The sequence below is a fragment of the Chondromyces crocatus genome (assembly GCF_001189295.1).
Lineage (GTDB): Bacteria > Myxococcota_A > Polyangia > Polyangiales > Polyangiaceae > Chondromyces > Chondromyces crocatus.
Genome location: NZ_CP012159.1, coordinates 96,812 through 114,897 on the forward strand (window position 1 = coordinate 96,812; position 18,086 = coordinate 114,897).

Consider the following 18,086-nt stretch of genomic DNA (forward strand, 5'->3'; position numbering starts at 1 on the left):
GCGAGGTCCCGTGGCCAGCGCGCCGCTCGAAGCGCCCGACGTCCCCTCACTCGTAGACGTCGAGCACCTCCGCGTCGCGGTGCGCATGCACCACGCGCGTGATGGCCGCGAGCGCCTTCCGCCCCATCCGCTCGTAGGCGTCGGTCAGGAGCTGCAGCGTCGCCGAGCGGGTCGCGTCGTCGCCGAGGAACAAGAGCTCCCTCCCCAGCACCAGCGCGAATGCCGACTTCCCGGAGACCAGCCCCCGCCGCGCCTCGCTGATGTACGCCTCCGTCTTGCCTGCCTGCAGCGCCGCCCAGCGCGACTCACACTCCTTCGGGTGCGTCGCCCCGTCCCCTGCCGTGCGCGGCAACAGTGGCCCCAGGCCCCCGTTGATGTCTGGCCGCTTCACGAACGACGGCAGCTTGTCTTCCGCGACCGCGGCCTCCTCGTGCGGCAGGAACCAGTCGATGGCCTCCGTCAGCGGCAGGTATTTCCGCGCGCGATCGAGGAACTCGGCAGGACCGATCTCCCACCCCGCCCGCAGCCCCTCCTGCACATCGAGGCGAAGCGCGGGCAGCAGCGTCTGGAACTCCCCCCCGATCACCTCGCCCGACCCGAACGCGTACGTCCTGGCGATGGTCGTGGGCAGAGAAGAGGGCTCGTCGAACCAGAGCCCGTAATGGAGTCCGTCGATGTTCCCGATCATCAAGGTCACGAACTCGGCCGGATCGCGCCGATAACGATCCTGCAACCGCTCGTCGAGCCCGGACCGGATGGGTCGCGCCAGCCCCCCTTCCTCGAACCATCGCAGCACGAGCCCCGGCCGGCGCCCGAGCCGCACGAGGCCCTTCTGCTCGTGCTCGTCGCATGCCTGGAAGAACGCCGCCGCGACCGCCACGTGACGAGGGAGTGAGAGCCCGAAGCTCTCCTTCAGGTGCGCCTCCACCACATAGAAGCGCTCCCGAGCCCGATCCAGGACCTGCTGCCGCCACGCCGAGGCCCGCGGCAAGTCGGCCTTCGGCAACGCGAGCTGCGCGACCGCGATCGCCTCCTCGATGGACCTGGCGTTTTCGAGCGCCGTCAGCGTCTCCGCCACCGGCCGCGCGGGCCGGTTCGAGCGCCACGCGAGCGGCCCTTCGAAGTCCTGCCGACCTCCCCGGGCGCTGGGTGCCACCTTCTGGGCGGGCGCCTTTGCCGGAGCAGCCTTCCTGGCGGCCGGCGCGCGGACCGGTGTCGCTCGAACCGGGGTCGTCGGAGCCTTCTCCGGCGCCCGCTCGACGGACGGCTTGGCCCCCGCCCGACTGCGCGTCGCCCGGCTCGCCACGGGGCTGGTCGCCACCGGGCTGCTCGCCGCGACCCGGCTGCTCGCCGCGCGACGGCTGGTCGCCGCTCCCCGCTGGCTCGGCGTTTCCTTGCGACTCCCGGCTTTGCGGCCGCTCGAGGTCTCGGTGACCGCCGGCGCCACGCTTTCGCCCTGGGCCTGGACGTTGGCCTTCGATCCTCGACGGCTCGGCGCCGCCTTGCCGCTCACCGGGCCAGGAGCGCTCACGTTCGGTCGGGCTCGTACGGTCTCCTTCGCAGCAGCGGCCCCTTTGCGGCCTGCCCCTGCTTTCTCGGCCGGAGTCCCCTTGCCCTTCGGAGCGACCGCGTCGTTCGGGCCAGTCGCGCCCGTTTTGCCCTTCGGTGCCGTCTTACCCGTCGGCGCAGCCTTGCTCGCCGATGCGGCCTTGCTGCTCGAAGGCGTCCGGGCATTCTGTGTTGTTTTGCCTGCCCCCGCAGCTTTACCTGCCGGTGCGGCTTTACCTGCCGGTGCGGCTTTGCCTGCCGGTGCGGCTTTGCCTGCCGGTGCGGCTTTACCTGCCGGTGCGGCTTTGCCTGCCGGTGCGGCTTTGCTGCTCGGAGGCGTCTGGGCATTCGGCGTTGCTTTGCCTGCCCCCTCGGTCTTGCCTTCCGCCCTCGCCTTGCCAGCCGAAGCGGCCTTGCCTGCCGCCGCGGCCTTCACCGGCGCGGCTTTGCTTGCCGGAGCTGTCTTGTCCGCCGAAGCTGCCTTGCTTGCCGGTGTTGCTTTCCTTGCCGGCGCTACTTTCGTCGCGGGCACCGCCTTGCCAGCCGAAGCGCCCTTACCTGCCGGCGCTGCTTTACCTGCCGCCGCTGCTTTACCTGCCGGCGTTGCTTTACCTGCCGCCGCTGCTTTACCTGCTGCCGCTGCTTTACCTGCCGGCGTTGCTTTACCTGCCGGCGTTGCTTTACCTGCCGGCGTTGCTTTACTTGCCGGCGCGGCCTTCGTTGCAGGTACCGCCTTGCTTGCGGGCGATGCCTTGCCTACCGGAGTCGCCTTGCCCGCCGACGCCACCTTTACCGCCACTTTACCTGCCGCAGCGGCCTTGCCTGCCGGAGCCGCCTTGCCTGCCGGCGTGGCTTTGCTTGCCGGAGCCGCCTTGCCTGCCGGCGTGGCTTTGCTTGCCGGAGCCGCCTTGCCTGCCGGCGTGGCTTTGCTTGCCGGAGTCGCCTTGCCTGCCGGCGTGGCTTTGCTTGCCGGAGTCGCCTTACCTGCTGACGCGGCTTTGCCTGCCGGCGCCGCTTTACCTGCTGACGCGGCTTTGTCTGTCGCAGCCGCCCCGCTCACAGGTGCTGCTTTACCTGCCGCTGCTTTACCTGCCGGCGCCGCTTTACCTACCGCAGCGCTACCTCCCGGCGCCGCCTTCCCTGCCGGCGCGACTTTATCTGCCGCCTTGCCTGCGGGCGCCGCCTTGCCCGACGCTTTGCTGGCCGACGCGGCCTTGCGGCTCGACGCGGCTTTATCGTTCGACGCCGCCGACTTGCTCGGAGCGGATCTGGCAGCGGCGGCCGCCTTACGGCTCGACGCCCCCGCATTGCTCCCAGCAGCCTCGCCCCCCGGTGCTTCTTTGCTGTTCACGATCACCTTGCCATTCACCACTGCTTTGCCGCTCACGCCAGACCCCTGGCCCGACGCTGCCTTACCTTTTGCTGCACGGCCCCCCTTCTCGGATGGCGCCACCGCTCGCGAGGGTGCGGCTCGTTTGCGCCCAGCCGCACTCTCCGCAGCCGGTGCGTGAGGAGCGGCTCCGTGGCCTGCGGCCTTGCTCGCGGAACCGCCGCGGGTCTTTGCCTCGGCCCCCGACGCCTTGGCTGCGGGTGACCTGCTCGCCTTCCCGCCTCGAGGCCCCCCTGCCTCGGGGCTGGCGGCCTTCTTCGACACAGGATTCGTGCTGGCGGGCGGTTTCGTCTCGGTCTTGACGGCTGCCTGGCTCCTGCCGCCCGCGCCCGTCGCTCTGGTCTTTTTGTTCGTCGTGCTCACAGGCGTCTCCGTGCCTGCATCCTTCGCGGTTGACCTCATGCCTGCGTCCTTCGCGGTTGCCTTCGTTCCTGTCTTCATCCCCACCGCCTTGTCGACCATCCGATACCCCTCACGGCCGCGAGCGTACCTACTACACGCACCTGACTCTTCCCATGCACCGCTCGCGCTTCACTCGCTCGCTCACGCACCCAGAGGGCTGACTTCTCCCTGGATGACGTGATGCCGCGAGGTATCCGCCTGGGTCGATCCCTGTGCAGCGCGCCCACGATAGCCCGTTCCGAGGGACCTTTCGAGGATGCTGCGACGATCGATAGCAGAGATATTCGAGGTTGCGACCATGTCGCACCACGCCGCGTCATCGCTTGTGAATCTCGCCACGGTGCCTCGACCCGCCTCGGCGCCGAACCAGCTCGCGATCGACCGCGCCTCGCCCCCGCTCGCCCTCGATCGACACGGCGTTTTGAAACGGGCCGCGCCGAGCAGCCAGGATCGAACGCCCCAACGTCGCGGCGGGGCTGCGAAAAGTATCCGACAAGGTAATGATGTGCCCCCGAGGACCGACCCCAGCGCCCGGCGCCCGGGCCGCGCCGACCGCCCTCTGGAGGCGCCATCCCGGCCCGATGCCCACCGTTGCCCCCCCGCTCTGCCTCGCCTCGGGCCGCCGTCCGCACGCATTCCGATCCACCGTTCCTCCCTCGCAGGATCCTCGTCGAAGCAACGAACGCCATTGCGACAGCGCCTTCGCCCCTGGTGGCATCGACGCCCCGCAGCGCCTGCGCTCCCTCACCGTGATCCCACGGGACGGTGCCGCAGCCACCCACACTGCAGTGCAACACTCCTGCCCGGTGCGGCCGCTCCCACTTCTCATCGGGAAGGCCCGGCCCTACATCGCACGAATGCGAACTCTCCCCTTTGGCTGGACTGGAAGGCCCGTCGCGATCATCGGCCAGGGCACCTGGCAGATGGAAAAAGACGATCGCGCCGCGACCATCCGCTCCATCCAGCGCGGGCTCGACCTCGGCATGACCCACATCGACACCGCGGAAATGTACGGCTCCGGTGCCGCCGAGCGCCTGGTCGGAGAGGCCATTGCCGGCAGGCGTGACGAAGTCTTCCTCGCCTCCAAGGTGCTCCCGCACAACGCGTCGCTCCAGGGCACCCTCCGGGCCTGCGAGCAGAGTCTCAAGCGACTCGGCACCGATCGGCTCGACCTCTACCTGCTCCACTGGCCGGGGGCGATCCCGCTCGAGGAGACCCTCGACGCCTTCGAGCGCCTCGTTCAGGACGGCAAGATCCGCTACTGGGGCCTCAGCAACTTCGACGTCGACGACCTCGAGCGCGCGCTGCGCATTGCCGGGGAAGAGCGCATCGCGTGCAATCAGGTGCTTTATCACCTCGAGGAGCGGGCCATCGAGCACGCCCTGCTCCCCTGGTGCAGCGCCCACCAGATCCCGGTCGTCGCCTACAGCCCCTTCGGCTCCGGCGGGTTCCCGAGCCCCGACAGCCGCGCCGGCAAGCAGCTCGGCACCATCGCTGCGGCCCACGGCGCCACCCCACGCCAGGTCGCACTGGCGTTCCTCGGCCGCCACCCCGATGTATTCACCATCCCCAAAGCCAGCCAGCCAGCGCACGTCGAGGACAACGCGCGCGCGGCCGCGGTGATGCTCTCGGACGACGACATCCGGCACCTCGAGGTCGCCTTCCCTCTGGGCATGCGCCCCGCATCACTCCCCATGATCTGAAGGCTCCGACGCGCCACGGCCTTCCCGCTCGAGCGCCTCCCGCTCGATTGAGCCACGCAGAGGCTTCGGGTACACCGACACCATGGACCGACGCTGGGGGGTGGGAGGGGTGGCCGCGCTCGCCCTGGGAATCGCGGTGCTGCTCGGCAAACCATGGCAGACCGCCTCGGCGCCGCCGCAGCCTGGCGCCTCCTCCTCCGGCGACCCCCGCCCGGCGCCCTCGGGAGGCGGCTCGCCCGCGCGCTCGGCGCCCCATGCGGTCCAGGGCAGCAGCCGCGCGACGAGCCCCCCCTCCTCCGCAGGCCCCGAGCTCGTCGTCACCGCCTCCTGGGGCGCAGCCCTCGGTCAGCTCGGACGTGAGCGACCCGACGAGGGCAACCCCGAGGCGCCCATGAGCCTCGCTGCCGACGGCAAGGGGCGGCTCCTCGTCCTCGACCAGATCAACCACCGCCTCGTGCGCTACGGCGTCGACGGCAAGCCCGAGACATCTCTCCCGATCGACCTCCGCACGGCCCAGGACGTCACCGTGGCCCCCGACGGCTCGGTCGCCGTGCTCGAGCGCATTCACGAGAAGGCCGTGGTCCTCTTCGACGAGGCGGGCAAGCCGCGCGGCGCGCTGCCCCTCCTCGGTGAGGGCATCGACGAGGCGGGCCACGTCACCGGCGTCTTCGTCGATGGCGACGACGTGTACGCCGAGCGCGAACACGGCCCCCTCGTGAAGCTCGGCGACACCCGGGGAACGCCCGCGAGCCCCCGGACCGAGATCCCCGGGCGCCCGAGCCGTGACGGCGCCCTGTACCTCAATGCCGGCATCATCCAGGCCGACGCGGGCAGGGCGTACGTCGCTGCCATCGATCGCGCCCGCATGGCAAATCGCTTCACACGCGAGCTGCGCTTCGACGCCGTGCTCGGCTCCATCCGGCTCCTCGACAGCGATCGCGCCGGCGTCATCTACTTCGCGGTGCAAACCCGCCCTTCCGGAAGCGGGGACGAGACGCTGCTCCTCACCTGCCTCGACCCCGCGAATGGACAGACCCTCGGCGGCGCGGTGATGCCCGTCAACACCTTGCCCGAAGAGACGTTCCGCGACCTCGCCGTGCTCGACGAGGGCGGCGTGCTCCACGCCCTCCGGACCGAGGCCGGCACGAGCTACCAGCGGTACGACTGTCCGTGAGCAGTCACCAACCCGTGCGCCGGATCGCCTTGTACGACGAGTCCGCGGTACGGGACCCGTACACGCAGCCGGCCGCGCAGCCCTTGCACTCGTACGTGTACATGGTGCCCCAGGCATCGCCGGAGCTGTAGATGAAGATGTGGCCAGCGCCGCCGCTCCGGTAGACCATCGCGTCGCCCCGCTTCACCGCGCCGCGCGTGATGTCGCCCCACTGGCTGTTGCTCCCGTGGAAATCCGCCGTGCTGTACGGGTGCGAATCGGTGGCGAGGTTCGTGTTCGAGCTGGGCACCGTCCACACCTTCGCCACGAAGCCGGAGCAATCTCCTCCGTAGCTGCCGACGTACGTGCAGCTCGGGCACGAGCCGGAGCATTGCCCCTTGTTCGACGCGTTCGGCCCCTCGGGGAGGAACCTGCCGTGTCCCCACCAGTACCCGAAGCCCATCGCCGACTGCGCCTTGCTCATGCCGGCCTCGATCACCGGGCTCGAGGGGACCGTGACGAGATCGTAGTAGGCCCCGGAGGTCCAGCCCACGAGACCGTCGTGGTTCACCTGGTAGAACCCGTTCGAGGGCGCGCCCTGCACGACCGTCACCGTCGCCCCCGTGGGCACCACGCGCAGCACCGACGCGCTGGTCGTGGCCCCCGAGCGCAGGTTCACGTTCGTCGTCGACCGGAGCGTCGACCCCACGACCAAGGTGCCGCTGACGGCGTGGCTGCTGCTCTCGACCGGCTCGTCGGCGCCACGCAGCGCCTCGGAGTCGGGGAACTCGTCCGACGCGACGCAGGCGACCATCGAGGCGAAGGCCCCGAACACGGCGACGCTTGCAACGCGGACGACGACGGCACGGATCGAACTCGCAACCATGAGCGGGCCTCCAGGGCGGCAGACGCGGTCACCAGCGGCAACCAGGCGAGCCGGAAGCAGGCACCACGCCATGCAACAGAGACCGCTGGGGCGGTCAGCGACGCCTCCTGGTCACAAAAAAACGCCCGCTACGGCGACGGAGACGCACCTCGGGCTCGACGTGATGGAGGGATGGACCACCCATGGATCCCGCACTTCCCACGGGAAAACACGTGCGGCGCAGACACCGACGCGCGGCTCAGGCTTCGGCGGGCACGCCCTCGGGTGAGCTTTGCAAGAGCGGCGTCGACTTGCCCATCCGCCCGAACGCCATGTCGATGTCGCGGCGGATGTTGTCGCGCAGCTCCGGGAGATCGGCCATCGACATGCCCTTCACGTCGACCGGCGGCAGGACCTCGATCCGCACCTGGCACTTGGTGCTGAAGATCCAGCTGCTCTTCGGAATCGCGTGGCGGGACCCGGCGACGGCGATGGGCAGGATGGGAAAGCCCGTCTCCAGCGCCAGCCGGAACGCCCCGTCCTTGAACGGCTTCAGCTCGCCGTCGCTGCTCCGCGTCCCCTCCGGGAAGATCATCACGGACATGCCTCGCTCGAGGTACGAGCGGCACTGCGCCATCGCCGACTGCGCGCTCTCGCGCTCACCACGCCGCAGCGGGATGTCGCCTGCCATGCGCATCATCCACCCGAGCCCCGGCACCTTGAAGTTCGCCTCCTTGGAGAGCCACTTCATCTCCCAGGGCAAGAAGCTCAATGCCGGGATGTCGGCGATCGACTGGTGGTTGGCGACCACGATGTAGGGCCCGCTCTTCGGCGGCCTGCGGTAGCCGTGGATCCGCACGCTCCACATCGGGTTGAAGTGGACCAGCGTCGTCCCGCAGATCCGGAAGAACCGGCCCACGATCCGCCGCTCGCGATCGAACGGCACGGTGAGCACGTACACCAGGAAGACCAGCACCGTCGAGAGCACCACGAGGACGATGATCTCGGTCCAGTTCCACAGCGAGATGAGCCGGGCTTTCATGGGGAGACCATCACCTAACCGAGGCAGCCAGCGCAGGCCAAGGAGTGTTTCCATGACACGTCGCGCCGCCGCGGCGCGTTGCTGCGAGATCCAGCGCGTAATCCGCGAAGTCGTACGGCGTGCTGACGGACTTATGACAGGTCCCTGGCCTGCTGCGGAGCCGCTCACGACCCGATCAGGAGGTGCAGTGCGCGTGCGTTGCTCGGCTCCGCGCGAGGGTGGCGCACCCGTTCTGCACCGCAGCGTGCGCGGCGGGAGGCCTCGATGTCGGGCACTTCAGCGCGTCGACGCAACGCCGAACGCGTTTCGAATCGTCCCAGCGCGGCGCTGAACGCGCTTCAGCTCAACGGCGCCGGACGCGCTTCAGCTCAACGGCGCTGAACGCGCTTCAGCTCAACGGCGCTGAACGCGCTTCAGCTCGTCGCGGCGCTGCCCCAGCCAGGTCCGGGCCTCGGCTTCGGTCATGAAGAACCGGATCGGGCTCTCGTCACGGCGGCTGCTCAGCAAGCTCATCGCGTTCGCCATCAGCGTGGACTGAGAGCGGCTGTTCCGGCTGCCTCCGTAGAAGGCGATGCCACGGATGGGCACGGCGCGGAAACCATCGACCGCGGTACGCCTCGCCTCGGAGGTGAGCGTCCCGATACGGCTGATGTCGCACAGCAAGAGCGCCCAGGATCGAGCCGCGGCGATACGGCGCGCTTCGGCGGCGATTCGAGCCGTGTCGGCGGCGTCGAGATCGCCGATCAAGGCCGTCACCAGGATGTCCGGAGCCTCGAACTTCAGGGTGGCGTTGAGCCCCCCCTGCCGCTGAGACCCGCTGGAAGGGTTTGTCCTGCTCATGGGCACGGCCGGGGTCGGAGTATCCCGGGCCGCGCCTGGGGTGTCAACCCAGGAGTCCTTCATCGCGTCCGCCGACCCGACCAGGGCGCGATGCATCCGGGTGCGAGCGTGCGCTCCCTGCACCGCTTTCCACAGGTTCCGCCGAGCCGAAAAAAGCGTCTAAGCTCTTCATCGTGAACGAGCGCAGCCTCCGTCACCGGCTCTCCACGAACATCGTCGAAGCCTTGCGGGCGCGAGGTCACATCGCCGTCGTCCGCGGCGGCACGGCCGCGCTGGCGCGCGAGCTCGAGGACCGCCTGGTCGACGACCTCGACGCCTTGACCGCCAAGCTCGACCCATTCCAGGGCGCAGAGATCGAGGCCACCACCTGGGTCGACGACACCGCCGTGGACGAGCACGTCAGCGCCCTCCTGGCCTCGCTCGCGCGCACGATCTTTTCGTCCGAGCACGTGGAAGACACGTTCGCGGAAGAGCCCCTGCTCGAAAGCGAGATCCTGCGCTCGCTCCGCGAAGCCCTCCACGGCACCGGCGCCGGCCACGAGCCCGATCGACGTGACGAGGGACCAGCGCGCCTACGGCTCGACAACCTCGGCTATCTCGCCGCCATGGTCGCCACGCGCGCCCCTCTCCCTGCACTGCGCGCAGCGCTCGAGCGCGCCGCCCAGAGCGTCGGCTGCAAGCTGAACGCCTACGAGCCCGACGCCCACGAAGCAACGTTCTCGCTCTCCGAGTCCACCTTCTCGATCACCGTCGCCGATCCCGAGTCACGACTCGACCTCGAACAAGCGGTCGCCGACGAGCTGGCCGACCTGGTGAGCGCCGATGTGGTCTCCCTGCCCACGCTGAAGCGTGAAATCCAGCTCTCCCCAGCCCTCCCCGCTGCGCGGCTCGCCGCACTTCGACCGAGAATCGACGCCGCCGCCGCCCGCATCCTCCGCCAGGGCGGCTGCAGCGCCACATGGAGCCTCGAAGACGACCAGCGCCTCCTGGTCGCGATCACACCGCTCTCCGACAAGGACGCCTCCGACGTGGGCCAGCGCGCCGCGCTCTTCGCTGCGGAGATCCAGGCGATGCTGCACGAAGACACATCCGTCTTGCGCAACGCCACCGACCTGCCCGAGGCGCAGGAACTCACGCCGGAAGCGCAGCACGACGCATTCGGCCCGCGCGCCGCCCATCGCCCTTCCTCCGCTGCCCCCGCAGCCGCCGCGCCGACAAAGAAGACCACGACGAAGCCGGCCTCCAAGAAGTCGGCCTCCAAGAAGCCGGCCTCCAAGAAGCCGGCCTCCAAGACGCCGACCTCCAAGAAGTCGGCCTCCAAGGCGCCGACCTCCAAGAAGTCAGCCCCCAAGAAGTCAGCCCCCAAGAAGTCAGCCCCCAAGAAGTCAGCCTCCAAGAAGTCAGCCTCCAAGAAGTCAGCCTCCAAGAAGTCACCTCCCAGGAAGACCGCCGCCCGCAAGTCGACTCACGGGAAAGGCCCTTCCACCAAGGCCGCCACCCGAAAGACCACCACGGCGAAGAAGCCCACCTCGAAGAAACCCGCCTCGGCCCGCCCGACCCGCAGCAAGGCCACCCGCTAGGCGCGCCCGGTGTCCCGAGCGTCGAGCAGACGCACGCGATCGCCGACCCGGATCACCCCGCGCCGACGGTGCACGAGGTTCTGCCCGAACATCACCTCGCCATCGTGCTTGCGGTACGTGGCGAGCGTGGCCAGCGGCTCTCTGCCGGTCACCCCGCGCGCCGGATCCACCGTCACCATCACACACCGCGCACACGGCTTCGTCACCTCGAACAGCACCCCGCCGATCTCCAGCTCGCGCCAGCGATCCTCGGCATACGGCGCGCATCCCTCCACCACCAGGTTGGGCCGGAAGCGGTCCATCGACACCGGCGTCGCGCCTCCCTGCGCCAGCCGCGCGTTCAGATCCTCCAGCGACGCCCGTGACGCGAGGAGAAACGGAAACCCATCCGCGAAGCTCACCTGGTCTCCCGGTGCCGAGTGGTCCGGATCCACGGCGCGGAACGACGCATCCGGCATGTAGACCAGCGCACAGGAGACCCCCAGATGACGCTGTAGCCATGCGTCGGCCTCGGGGCTCACCGCGATCGCATCGCAGTCGTCCGCCCAGACCTGCACCCGACGCGGCACCCCCTCGCGCGGTCGGAGCGACACCTCCACCCCCCCGACCCCTGGTGCCGAAAGAACCAGCCCCTCTCCCCGGATCGTCACCTCGATCAGCGCCATGCGGGGCTGCTCTCGCTGAGACATCAGCCGCCCGCGCTCGTCCACCACCATGAAGCGCCGATCGTCGACGAAGCCGCGATCCCCGACCTCCGCCTCCGCCACTGCAAGGCCCCTCCCCGATTTCAACGGATAGATGTGAAGGCCGCTGATCCGCACCTCATCCATTCGAGGAAGCCTACCACCCCACCCCACCCATCGCAGCGCGCCCTCCCTGACCCCGCTCACCTCACCCGCATCACGACGTCGCTCGCCCCCGGGGACCCCGCTCCGGCTCACCGCGTCACGTGAGCCCCCGCGCCTCGGCGCCCACCTGGACCGCAGGGCACGACGCCGCCCTCGCTCGCCCAGGGCGCGCCTCGACGCGCCGACCGACGCGAGGCCAATCGACCAGGGTAACCGCCCATTCAACCCATACGCAATCGTTATCGCTTCGACGTCGCGTCACGTCTGGACGACCCATTTCTGGGGTGTCCCCGCCATCCCGTGATGACCCCCCGTCGAATGCTCGAAAAAAACGGCGTGAAACCGCGCCGGAAACGCCGGACAGACCCGGCGTTTCGTCGTCACCGTCACGTGCCCTCGGGCGGCTCGACCATTGGCATCGCTTTGGCAAAGCCGAGCCTCATCGTCACGGCAGCGCTCGCTTCGCCAGACCGACGACGCGAGACGGACTGCCCCGACCCCCACGGATCACCGCAATGCCGAACAGAACCCCGCCGCCCCGTGAGGGCCGGAATGACTCCGCCCTCCCGACGACCAGGGCACAGCCACCCACGCTGGCGCGTAGCCCGCCGAACGGACGGCGGCAAAACCGTTCAGCGTACCCCGATCGAAGGGAGCCGAGCAATCGAGATCGAGAATCGATGCGGACAATCGTCGCAGGGCCTATTGCCCATTACCATTCACGAAACTCCCGAGCTTTCTCGTTGACAGAGGAGAGACCACAAGCGATGTTCCCCTCGCACCATTACCCATCGCATACGCTCCAGCGCGAATGGGATGCATGCCCCCAATGATGGGTTGCCGGATGCCCTGGCTGCCCGAAGCGGAGAGGCTGGGGCTTCAATTTACTTTTTGAGAGGACGGACCATTATGAACAGGACGACCAAGATCATCTGCGCGCTGCTCTCCACCCTCACCATTCCGGCGTGTGCCGCCGGTGATCTGTCGACCGAGAATTTCAATGGTGAGGATGGCGTCGTCCTCTCCCATGGCCCGCTGGCCCAGGCCGAGCAGGCACTTTCCACGTGCGTGGACGTGCAGCGCGGGCTCTTCGGCACGGTCCAGGATGCCTACATCGCCGAACTTGCGCCGACCTACAACACCGGCAGCTACTACGTTCTCTACACCGGCCTCTCCAGCGGCGAGGACAAGCGGTCCGTCCTCCAGTTCGATCTCGGCTTCATCCCTGCCGACTCGGTCATCGACTCGGCCACGCTGAACATCTCGCAGATCTACAAGGCCTCGAACAGCACGGTGGACGTCCACCGGATCACCGCCGCGTGGTCCGAGAACACGGTGACCTGGAACAACATCAGCAGCTCCTTCGATCCGGCGCTCGCCGGCACGATCAACGCGACGAGCGGCAGCGGCGTTCGCTCCGTCGATCTGACCGCGCTCGCGCAGGGCTGGGTGGATGGTGACTATGGCAACCACGGCGTCCTCCTCAAGGAGCCCCTCACGAACAAGACCGAGTTCCGGAGCAGCGAGAACACCACCCTCGCCAACCGCCCCAGCCTGCGGGTGTGTTACACGGCGCCCACCTGCTCCGACGGCATCCAGAACCAGGGCGAGACCGGCGTCGACTGCGGCGGCCCCTGCTCCCCCTGCGCCAGCGCGGGTGTCTCCATCACCGCGCCCGGCGAGGCCTACGGCCACCACGGGGCCTGCTCGGGCTTCAACGGCTGCGGCGACGCCGCCACCTGCGCGCTCTGGGCCTGCAACATCAACGGCTACTCGAACCTGGTCTCCTACGGCGCCCAGGGTCCCTGCACCGGGTTCAACAACTGCCACCTGTTCAACTCGCAGGGCAGCGTCCAGTACAACTGGGGCAACTGGTGCGCGGTCTCCGGCGTGAGCGAGATCGTCTGCTCGAACTGACGCGCCGACCCACGGACCGCGCGCGCTCCAGGGTTCGCGCGGCCGCCCGCGCGCACGCCTGACGCCCCCGCCTCTTCCTCCCCCCTGTCGCCCCACGCGGCATCGACAGCGCGCCACGCAGCATCGACAGCGGCCCGACCGGCGCCCTCCCACGGTCGGGCCCTGCTCTGCTAACGTCCGACACCGCTGTGCGGAGCCTCTCCTCCACCGCCTGCCTCGCTTCCCTGCTCGCCCTCGTCGCCCTGGGCTGCGCAGCCTCGCCCGATCCGCCAGTCTGCGCCGGCGCGGGGACGTGCACGCCAGGCTACTGCATGGCGGGGCGATGCCGCCCGACCACCGCGCCCCTGGCGCCGCCGGACACCCAGCGGCTGATGCTCCAGCCCGAAGAGATCGCGGTGGTGAGCGCCCGAGGGCTCGTCCGCCCCGAACCACCGCTCGACCTCTCCCCGCGTCCGTCCACCCCAGCGGCCAGCGGCTCCTCGCACCAGCGCGGATCGACCGGCGCCCGCCCCGCGGGCAGCGGCGCAACGGAGGGTGCCTCGACGGGCAAGGACGCCACAGACCTCCCCTCGACGCGGATCGCCGGTGCCGACGGCGACCCGACCGCCACCAGCGCGACCGCCACCAGCGCGACCGCCACCAGCACGACCGCCACCGGCGCGACCGCCACCGGCGCGACCGCCACCGGCGCGCTCGGCGCCACGGCCACCCGCGTCGACCCGAACCGCAACGCGCCCACCGGCGCCACCCGCCTGCCCGAGGCCATTGCCCTGGGCGCAGCCTCGACGGGCCGCACCGTGCTGCTCTTCCGGTTCGCGGCAACCTGGCCCGACAACGCCGACATCACCTCGGCGTTCCTGCTCCTCGACCCGGTCGAAGGCGCGCCCCCCGCAGCACAGGACATCCCGCTCGAGGTGGCGCGCATCCTCGACCCCTGGAGCGCCGACACCGTGAGCTGGGGCCGCCAGCCGCGCCTGTCCATTCCGGGCCTCGCCGCCGTGGCGCGCCGCCTCCCCCTCTCCCCCGTTCGCATCGACGTCACCGACCTCGTGCGCGCCTGGGCAGCGCGCGCACGCGACGACCACGGCATCGCCCTGCTCGCCTCGGGCGACGACCCCGTGGGCGTCGCCTGCTCCCTGGGCATCACGGACGGGCTCGGACCGAGGCTCGAGGTGTACCTCCGGTGAGCGACGACGGTGAGCGCAACAGCGACCCGGACCGAGCAACCTCGCTGCCCATCCCGCTGGTTCAAAAGACCTCCCCGCCGGCCGCGGATCCAGCGGCCCCCGCGCCCAGCGTGATCATTCCCAGCGCGCCCAGCCTGCCCACGCCCAGCGCACCTGCACCCAGCGCGCCCATCTCCAGTGACGTCGCGCCCAGCGATCCCCAGCGCATCACCGCGCTGCCCATCCCGCTCACCCGCCCCGCGCAGACCGTCCGCCCTCCCGCGACGCCACCGACGGCGGGACCGACCGACGCCATCGCGCAGGCAGAAGAGAGCGCGACCGCCGCGACCGCCGCAACCGCCGCGACCGCCACCGAGCCGCTCCTCCGCATCCGCGATCTCACCCTCGCCTTCACCGAGCAGGGCGTGCGCCGTGGCGTCCTCGACCGCGTCGGCTTCGACGTCCCCCGCAGCGCCACCGTCGCGCTCGTGGGCGCGTCGGGCAGCGGCAAGAGCCTCACCGCGCTGAGCATCCTCGGCCTCCTGCCTCGCCTCGCCACCCTCGAACGCGGCACCGTGCAGCTCGGCGACCAGGACCTCCGCGCCCTCTCCGAACGCGAACTCTGCAAAGTGCGCGGCGGCAAGATCGGCATGGTCTTCCAGGAGCCAGCCACCTCCCTCAACCCCGTCTACACCGTGGGCACGCAGATCGGCGAAGCCATCCAGCTCCACGCCCCCGTCTCGCGCGGCGCCGCGCGGCGGCAGGCCATCGACTGGCTGCGCCGGGTCGGCTTCTCCGAGCCCGAGCGTCAGGTCGACAGCTACCCGCACGAGCTCTCCGGCGGCATGCGCCAGCGGGTCATGATCGCCATCGCCCTGGCGCCGGGTCCCTCCCTGCTCATCGCCGACGAGCCCACCAGCGCACTGGACATGGCCACCCAGGCGCAGATCCTCACCCTGCTCGGCGCGCTCCGCGCCGATCTCGGGCTGAGCCTCTTGCTCATCGCCCACGACCTCGCCCTCGTCGCCACCCTCGCCGACGACCTCGTGGTCCTGTACGCCGGCCGCGTCGTCGAGCGCGGCCCCGCGGCCCGCGTGCTCCACGCGCCCGCGCACCCCTACACCCAGGCCTTGCTCCGCAGCGTCCCCCCCATCGGCCGCAGCGCCTACCGCGTCCGCGGCGAGCGCCGCCCCCCGCTCCCCACCCTCGGCGGCGCCCTGCCCGATCCCCGCACCGTGCTCACGGGCTGCAACTTCCAGGACCGCTGCCCCCAGGTCTTCGACCGCTGCCGCAGCGAGCCCCCTGCCCTCTCACCGACCCGCCACAGCGCGCACCGCGCCCACGAGGCCCACGAAGCCCGCTGCTTCCTCGTCGAAGGCGCCCGCGCCGAAGAAAGCGCCCGCGTCCAGGAGGCCCCGTGAGCCCTTCGCCTCCCGGTTCCTCGCCGCCGACCAACGCGCCGGCGCCGTCCGACGCGCCGCCGCCCGACGCGCCCCTGCCCAGCGACGTGCCGCCGCCCGACGCCTCGGCCCAGGACGAGCCCGTGATGTCGGTCCGGCGCGCTCGCCCCCAGCGCCCCCTCGTCCACGCGGAGAAGCTCTCCAAGCTCTACCCGATCTACCGCGGCTTGCTCGGACGGCCCGTCTTCCTGCACGCCGTCGACCGCGTCACCTTCTACATCCGCAAGGGCGAGACCCTCGGCCTCGTCGGCGAGTCGGGCTGCGGCAAGAGCACCCTCGGACGCACCGTCCTCCGCCTCGTCGAGCCCACCATGGGCCGCGTCCTGTTCGACGGCCGCGACCTCTCCACCATGTCCGAGGGCGAGCTGCGCCTCACCCGGCGCCGCATGCAGCTCGTCTTCCAGGACCCGTACGGCTCCCTCAACCCGCGCATGACCGTTGGCGAGATCGTCGGCGAGGGCCTCACCATCCACCGCCTGGCCAAGACCCGACGCGAGGTCGACGCGCAGGTCGCCCAGGCCCTCCAGGACGTCGGCCTCCGCCCCGACCTCGCCGACCGCTTCCCCCACGAACTGTCCGGCGGCATGCGCCAGCGCGTCGGCATCGCCCGCGCCCTCGTCGTGAAGCCCGACTTCGTGGTCTGCGACGAGCCGGTCAGCGCCCTGGACCTCTCGGTGCAGGCCCAGATCCTGAACCTGCTCGAAGAGCGGCAGGACACCCTGGGCACGAGCTACCTGTTCATCACCCACGACCTGCGCGTCGCGCAGTACGTCAGCCACCGCCTCGCCGTGATGTACCTCGGCCGCATCGTCGAGATGGGCCCCACCCAGGACGTGGCAGAGCGGCGCCACCACCCCTACACCCGCGCGCTCTTCCAGGCCATGCCCGCCCTGGACCCGAGCGGGGCGGCCCGCCGGAGGCCCTTGCCGCTCTCCGGAGAGCCCCCGAACGCGATCCAGCCTCCCACGGGCTGCGTCTTCCGCCTACGCTGCCCCAGCGCAGAGCCCGGAAAGTGCGACGTCGAGACGCCGCCCCTCGAGGAGATCGTACCCGGCAGCCACCATCGCGTGGCATGCTGGCATCCCAACATCGATGGATCGTCGGTATGAACCGCTTGCATAGCGTCCACTGGGGCATGATCGGGGCGGGCAGCGTCACCGAGATCAAGAGCGGCCCTGCGTTCCAGAAGGCCGAGGGCAGCTTGCTCACGGCCGTCATGCGCAGGACCCAGGGAGCCGCGCAGGAGTGGGCCCGTCGCCACGACGTGCCGCGCTACCACGAGACGGCCGAGGACCTGATCTTCGACCCTCACGTCGACGCCATCTACATCGCGACCCCGCCGGGCACGCACCTCGACATCGCACTGATGGCCTGCGAGGCGCGCAAGCCCGTCTACGTCGAGAAGCCGATGGCCCGCAACTACGAGGAGTGCAAGCGCATGAACGAGGCCTTCGAGGCCATCGACGTGCCCCTCTTCGTCGCCTACTACCGGCGCAAGCTCCCGCGCTTCGTCACCGCCAAGGAGCAGATCGACGGCGGCCGCCTCGGCCTGATCACCGGCGTCAGCTACCGCTACACGCACCCCCGCTGGGACGGCACCCCGGCCGAGCGCCCCTGGCGCCTGCGCCCGGAGTACTCCGGCGGCGGCCTCTTCCTCGACCTCGGCTGCCACACGCTCGACCTCCTGGAGTTCTTGCTCGGCCCGCTGCGCAACGTCTCCGGCATGGCCACGAACGTCGTCACGCCGTGCGCGGTGGAGGACAACATCGCGCTGCACTTCCGCACCGAGCAGGGCGCGCTCGGCATCGCGCACTGGAACTTCGGCGGCCACGCGAAGGAAGACGTCATCGAGATCACCGGCACCGACGCGCGCCTGCGCATGTCGACGTTCGGCGACGAGCCGCTGGAGTTCATCACGAAGAGCGGCATCGAGACGATGAACCGCCCGAACCCACTCCACGTCCAGCAGCCGCTCATCCAGTCGATCGTCGACCACCTCCGCGGCCAGGGCGAGTGCCCCAGCACCGGCTACTCCGCCGCGCGCACCTCACGGGTGATGGACGTCGTGCTCGACGCCTACTACGGCGGCCGCGCCGACGACTTCTGGCTCCGCCCCGAGACCTGGCCCGGCGCCCCGCGCCGCTGAGCCATCTCGCCCCGCGCCGCGACGTC

The 18,086-nt window shown here is 70.2% G+C and carries 14 protein-coding genes; 7 read left to right on the top strand and 7 right to left on the bottom strand.

Features of this window, described 5'->3' with window-relative positions; genetic code table 11:
- Nucleotides 1-46 precede the first annotated feature (46 nt).
- Nucleotides 47-2,935 (bottom strand): DUF2228 domain-containing protein, encoded by a 2,889-nt coding sequence (locus tag CMC5_RS43820; protein ID WP_156337981.1) that lies wholly within the window; start codon nucleotides 2,933-2,935, stop codon nucleotides 47-49.
- Nucleotides 2,936-4,197: 1,262 nt separating this feature from the next.
- Here CMC5_RS43820 and CMC5_RS00305 point away from each other — a divergent pair.
- Together CMC5_RS00305 and CMC5_RS00310 are read left to right on the top strand one after the other, a co-directional pair.
- Nucleotides 4,198-5,043: an aldo/keto reductase gene (locus tag CMC5_RS00305; RefSeq protein WP_050435609.1), complete on the top strand. Its 846-nt coding sequence runs from the start codon at nucleotides 4,198-4,200 to the stop codon at nucleotides 5,041-5,043.
- Between the two features lie 82 nt (nucleotides 5,044-5,125).
- Nucleotides 5,126-6,217 (top strand): NHL repeat-containing protein, encoded by a 1,092-nt coding sequence (locus tag CMC5_RS00310; RefSeq protein ID WP_050428538.1) that lies wholly within the window; start codon nucleotides 5,126-5,128, stop codon nucleotides 6,215-6,217.
- 4 nt (nucleotides 6,218-6,221) lie between these two features.
- Here the strand turns inward: CMC5_RS00310 and CMC5_RS00315 are convergent, their stop codons facing one another.
- The 6 genes from CMC5_RS00315 to CMC5_RS00335 all read right to left on the bottom strand — a co-directional run bounded on the left by CMC5_RS00315 (nucleotide 6,222) and on the right by CMC5_RS00335 (nucleotide 11,353).
- Nucleotides 6,222-7,082: an SH3 domain-containing protein gene (locus CMC5_RS00315; protein WP_050428539.1), complete on the bottom strand. Its 861-nt coding sequence runs from the start codon at nucleotides 7,080-7,082 to the stop codon at nucleotides 6,222-6,224.
- A 238-nt stretch (nucleotides 7,083-7,320) separates the two neighbouring features.
- A complete protein-coding gene (locus CMC5_RS00320; protein WP_050428540.1) occupies nucleotides 7,321-8,103 on the bottom strand; it encodes a lysophospholipid acyltransferase family protein in 783 nt (260 codons plus the stop codon).
- Nucleotides 8,104-8,496: 393 nt separating this feature from the next.
- Nucleotides 8,497-8,943, bottom strand: coding sequence for a hypothetical protein (locus CMC5_RS00325; protein ID WP_156337983.1), 447 nt, complete (start codon nucleotides 8,941-8,943; stop codon nucleotides 8,497-8,499).
- 59 nt (nucleotides 8,944-9,002) lie between these two features.
- Entirely contained in the window at nucleotides 9,003-9,482 is a 480-nt protein-coding gene (locus CMC5_RS49065; RefSeq protein ID WP_082362118.1) for a hypothetical protein, read from the bottom strand.
- A gap of 149 nt (nucleotides 9,483-9,631) precedes the next feature.
- On the bottom strand, nucleotides 9,632-10,402 hold the full coding sequence (locus tag CMC5_RS49070; RefSeq protein WP_082362119.1) for a pentapeptide repeat-containing protein: 771 nt from the start codon (nucleotides 10,400-10,402) through the stop codon (nucleotides 9,632-9,634).
- Nucleotides 10,403-10,519: 117 nt separating this feature from the next.
- Nucleotides 10,520-11,353 carry an MOSC domain-containing protein gene (locus CMC5_RS00335; protein ID WP_063796189.1) on the bottom strand — a complete coding sequence of 278 codons (834 nt, stop codon included), beginning with the start codon at nucleotides 11,351-11,353 and terminating at the stop codon, nucleotides 10,520-10,522.
- 927 nt (nucleotides 11,354-12,280) lie between these two features.
- Here CMC5_RS00335 and CMC5_RS00340 point away from each other — a divergent pair.
- From CMC5_RS00340 to CMC5_RS00360, 5 genes are all read left to right on the top strand, one after another.
- The gene (locus CMC5_RS00340) at nucleotides 12,281-13,288 is read left to right on the top strand and encodes a DNRLRE domain-containing protein (RefSeq protein ID WP_050428542.1); all 1,008 of its coding nucleotides are present in this window, start codon (nucleotides 12,281-12,283) and stop codon (nucleotides 13,286-13,288) included.
- Nucleotides 13,289-13,476: 188 nt separating this feature from the next.
- Complete coding sequence (locus CMC5_RS47145) at nucleotides 13,477-14,475, top strand: DNRLRE domain-containing protein (protein WP_050428543.1); 999 nt, start codon at nucleotides 13,477-13,479, stop codon at nucleotides 14,473-14,475.
- Entirely contained in the window at nucleotides 14,472-15,875 is a 1,404-nt protein-coding gene (locus CMC5_RS00350) for an ABC transporter ATP-binding protein (protein ID WP_218920213.1), read from the top strand. The genes CMC5_RS47145 and CMC5_RS00350 overlap by 4 nt, the downstream gene beginning before the upstream one ends.
- A complete protein-coding gene (locus CMC5_RS00355) occupies nucleotides 15,872-17,023 on the top strand; it encodes an ABC transporter ATP-binding protein (protein ID WP_245678193.1) in 1,152 nt (383 codons plus the stop codon). The genes CMC5_RS00350 and CMC5_RS00355 overlap by 4 nt, the downstream gene beginning before the upstream one ends.
- Entirely contained in the window at nucleotides 17,020-18,060 is a 1,041-nt protein-coding gene (locus tag CMC5_RS00360) for a Gfo/Idh/MocA family protein (protein WP_050428544.1), read from the top strand. Before CMC5_RS00355 ends, CMC5_RS00360 begins: the two co-directional genes overlap by 4 nt.
- The last annotated feature ends 26 nt before the right edge of the window (nucleotides 18,061-18,086 follow it).

Coding starts and splice junctions, on each gene's coding strand:
- CMC5_RS00305 (WP_050435609.1), top strand. CDS start 4,198: ATGCGAACTCTCCCCTTTGGCTGGACTGGAAGGCCCGTCGCGATCATC.
- CMC5_RS00310 (WP_050428538.1), top strand. CDS start 5,126: ATGGACCGACGCTGGGGGGTGGGAGGGGTGGCCGCGCTCGCCCTGGGA.
- CMC5_RS00315 (WP_050428539.1), bottom strand. CDS start 7,082: ATGGTTGCGAGTTCGATCCGTGCCGTCGTCGTCCGCGTTGCAAGCGTC.
- CMC5_RS00320 (WP_050428540.1), bottom strand. CDS start 8,103: ATGAAAGCCCGGCTCATCTCGCTGTGGAACTGGACCGAGATCATCGTC.
- CMC5_RS00325 (WP_156337983.1), bottom strand. CDS start 8,943: ATGAGCAGGACAAACCCTTCCAGCGGGTCTCAGCGGCAGGGGGGGCTC.
- CMC5_RS00335 (WP_063796189.1), bottom strand. CDS start 11,353: ATGGATGAGGTGCGGATCAGCGGCCTTCACATCTATCCGTTGAAATCG.
- CMC5_RS00340 (WP_050428542.1), top strand. CDS start 12,281: ATGAACAGGACGACCAAGATCATCTGCGCGCTGCTCTCCACCCTCACC.
- CMC5_RS00360 (WP_050428544.1), top strand. CDS start 17,020: ATGAACCGCTTGCATAGCGTCCACTGGGGCATGATCGGGGCGGGCAGC.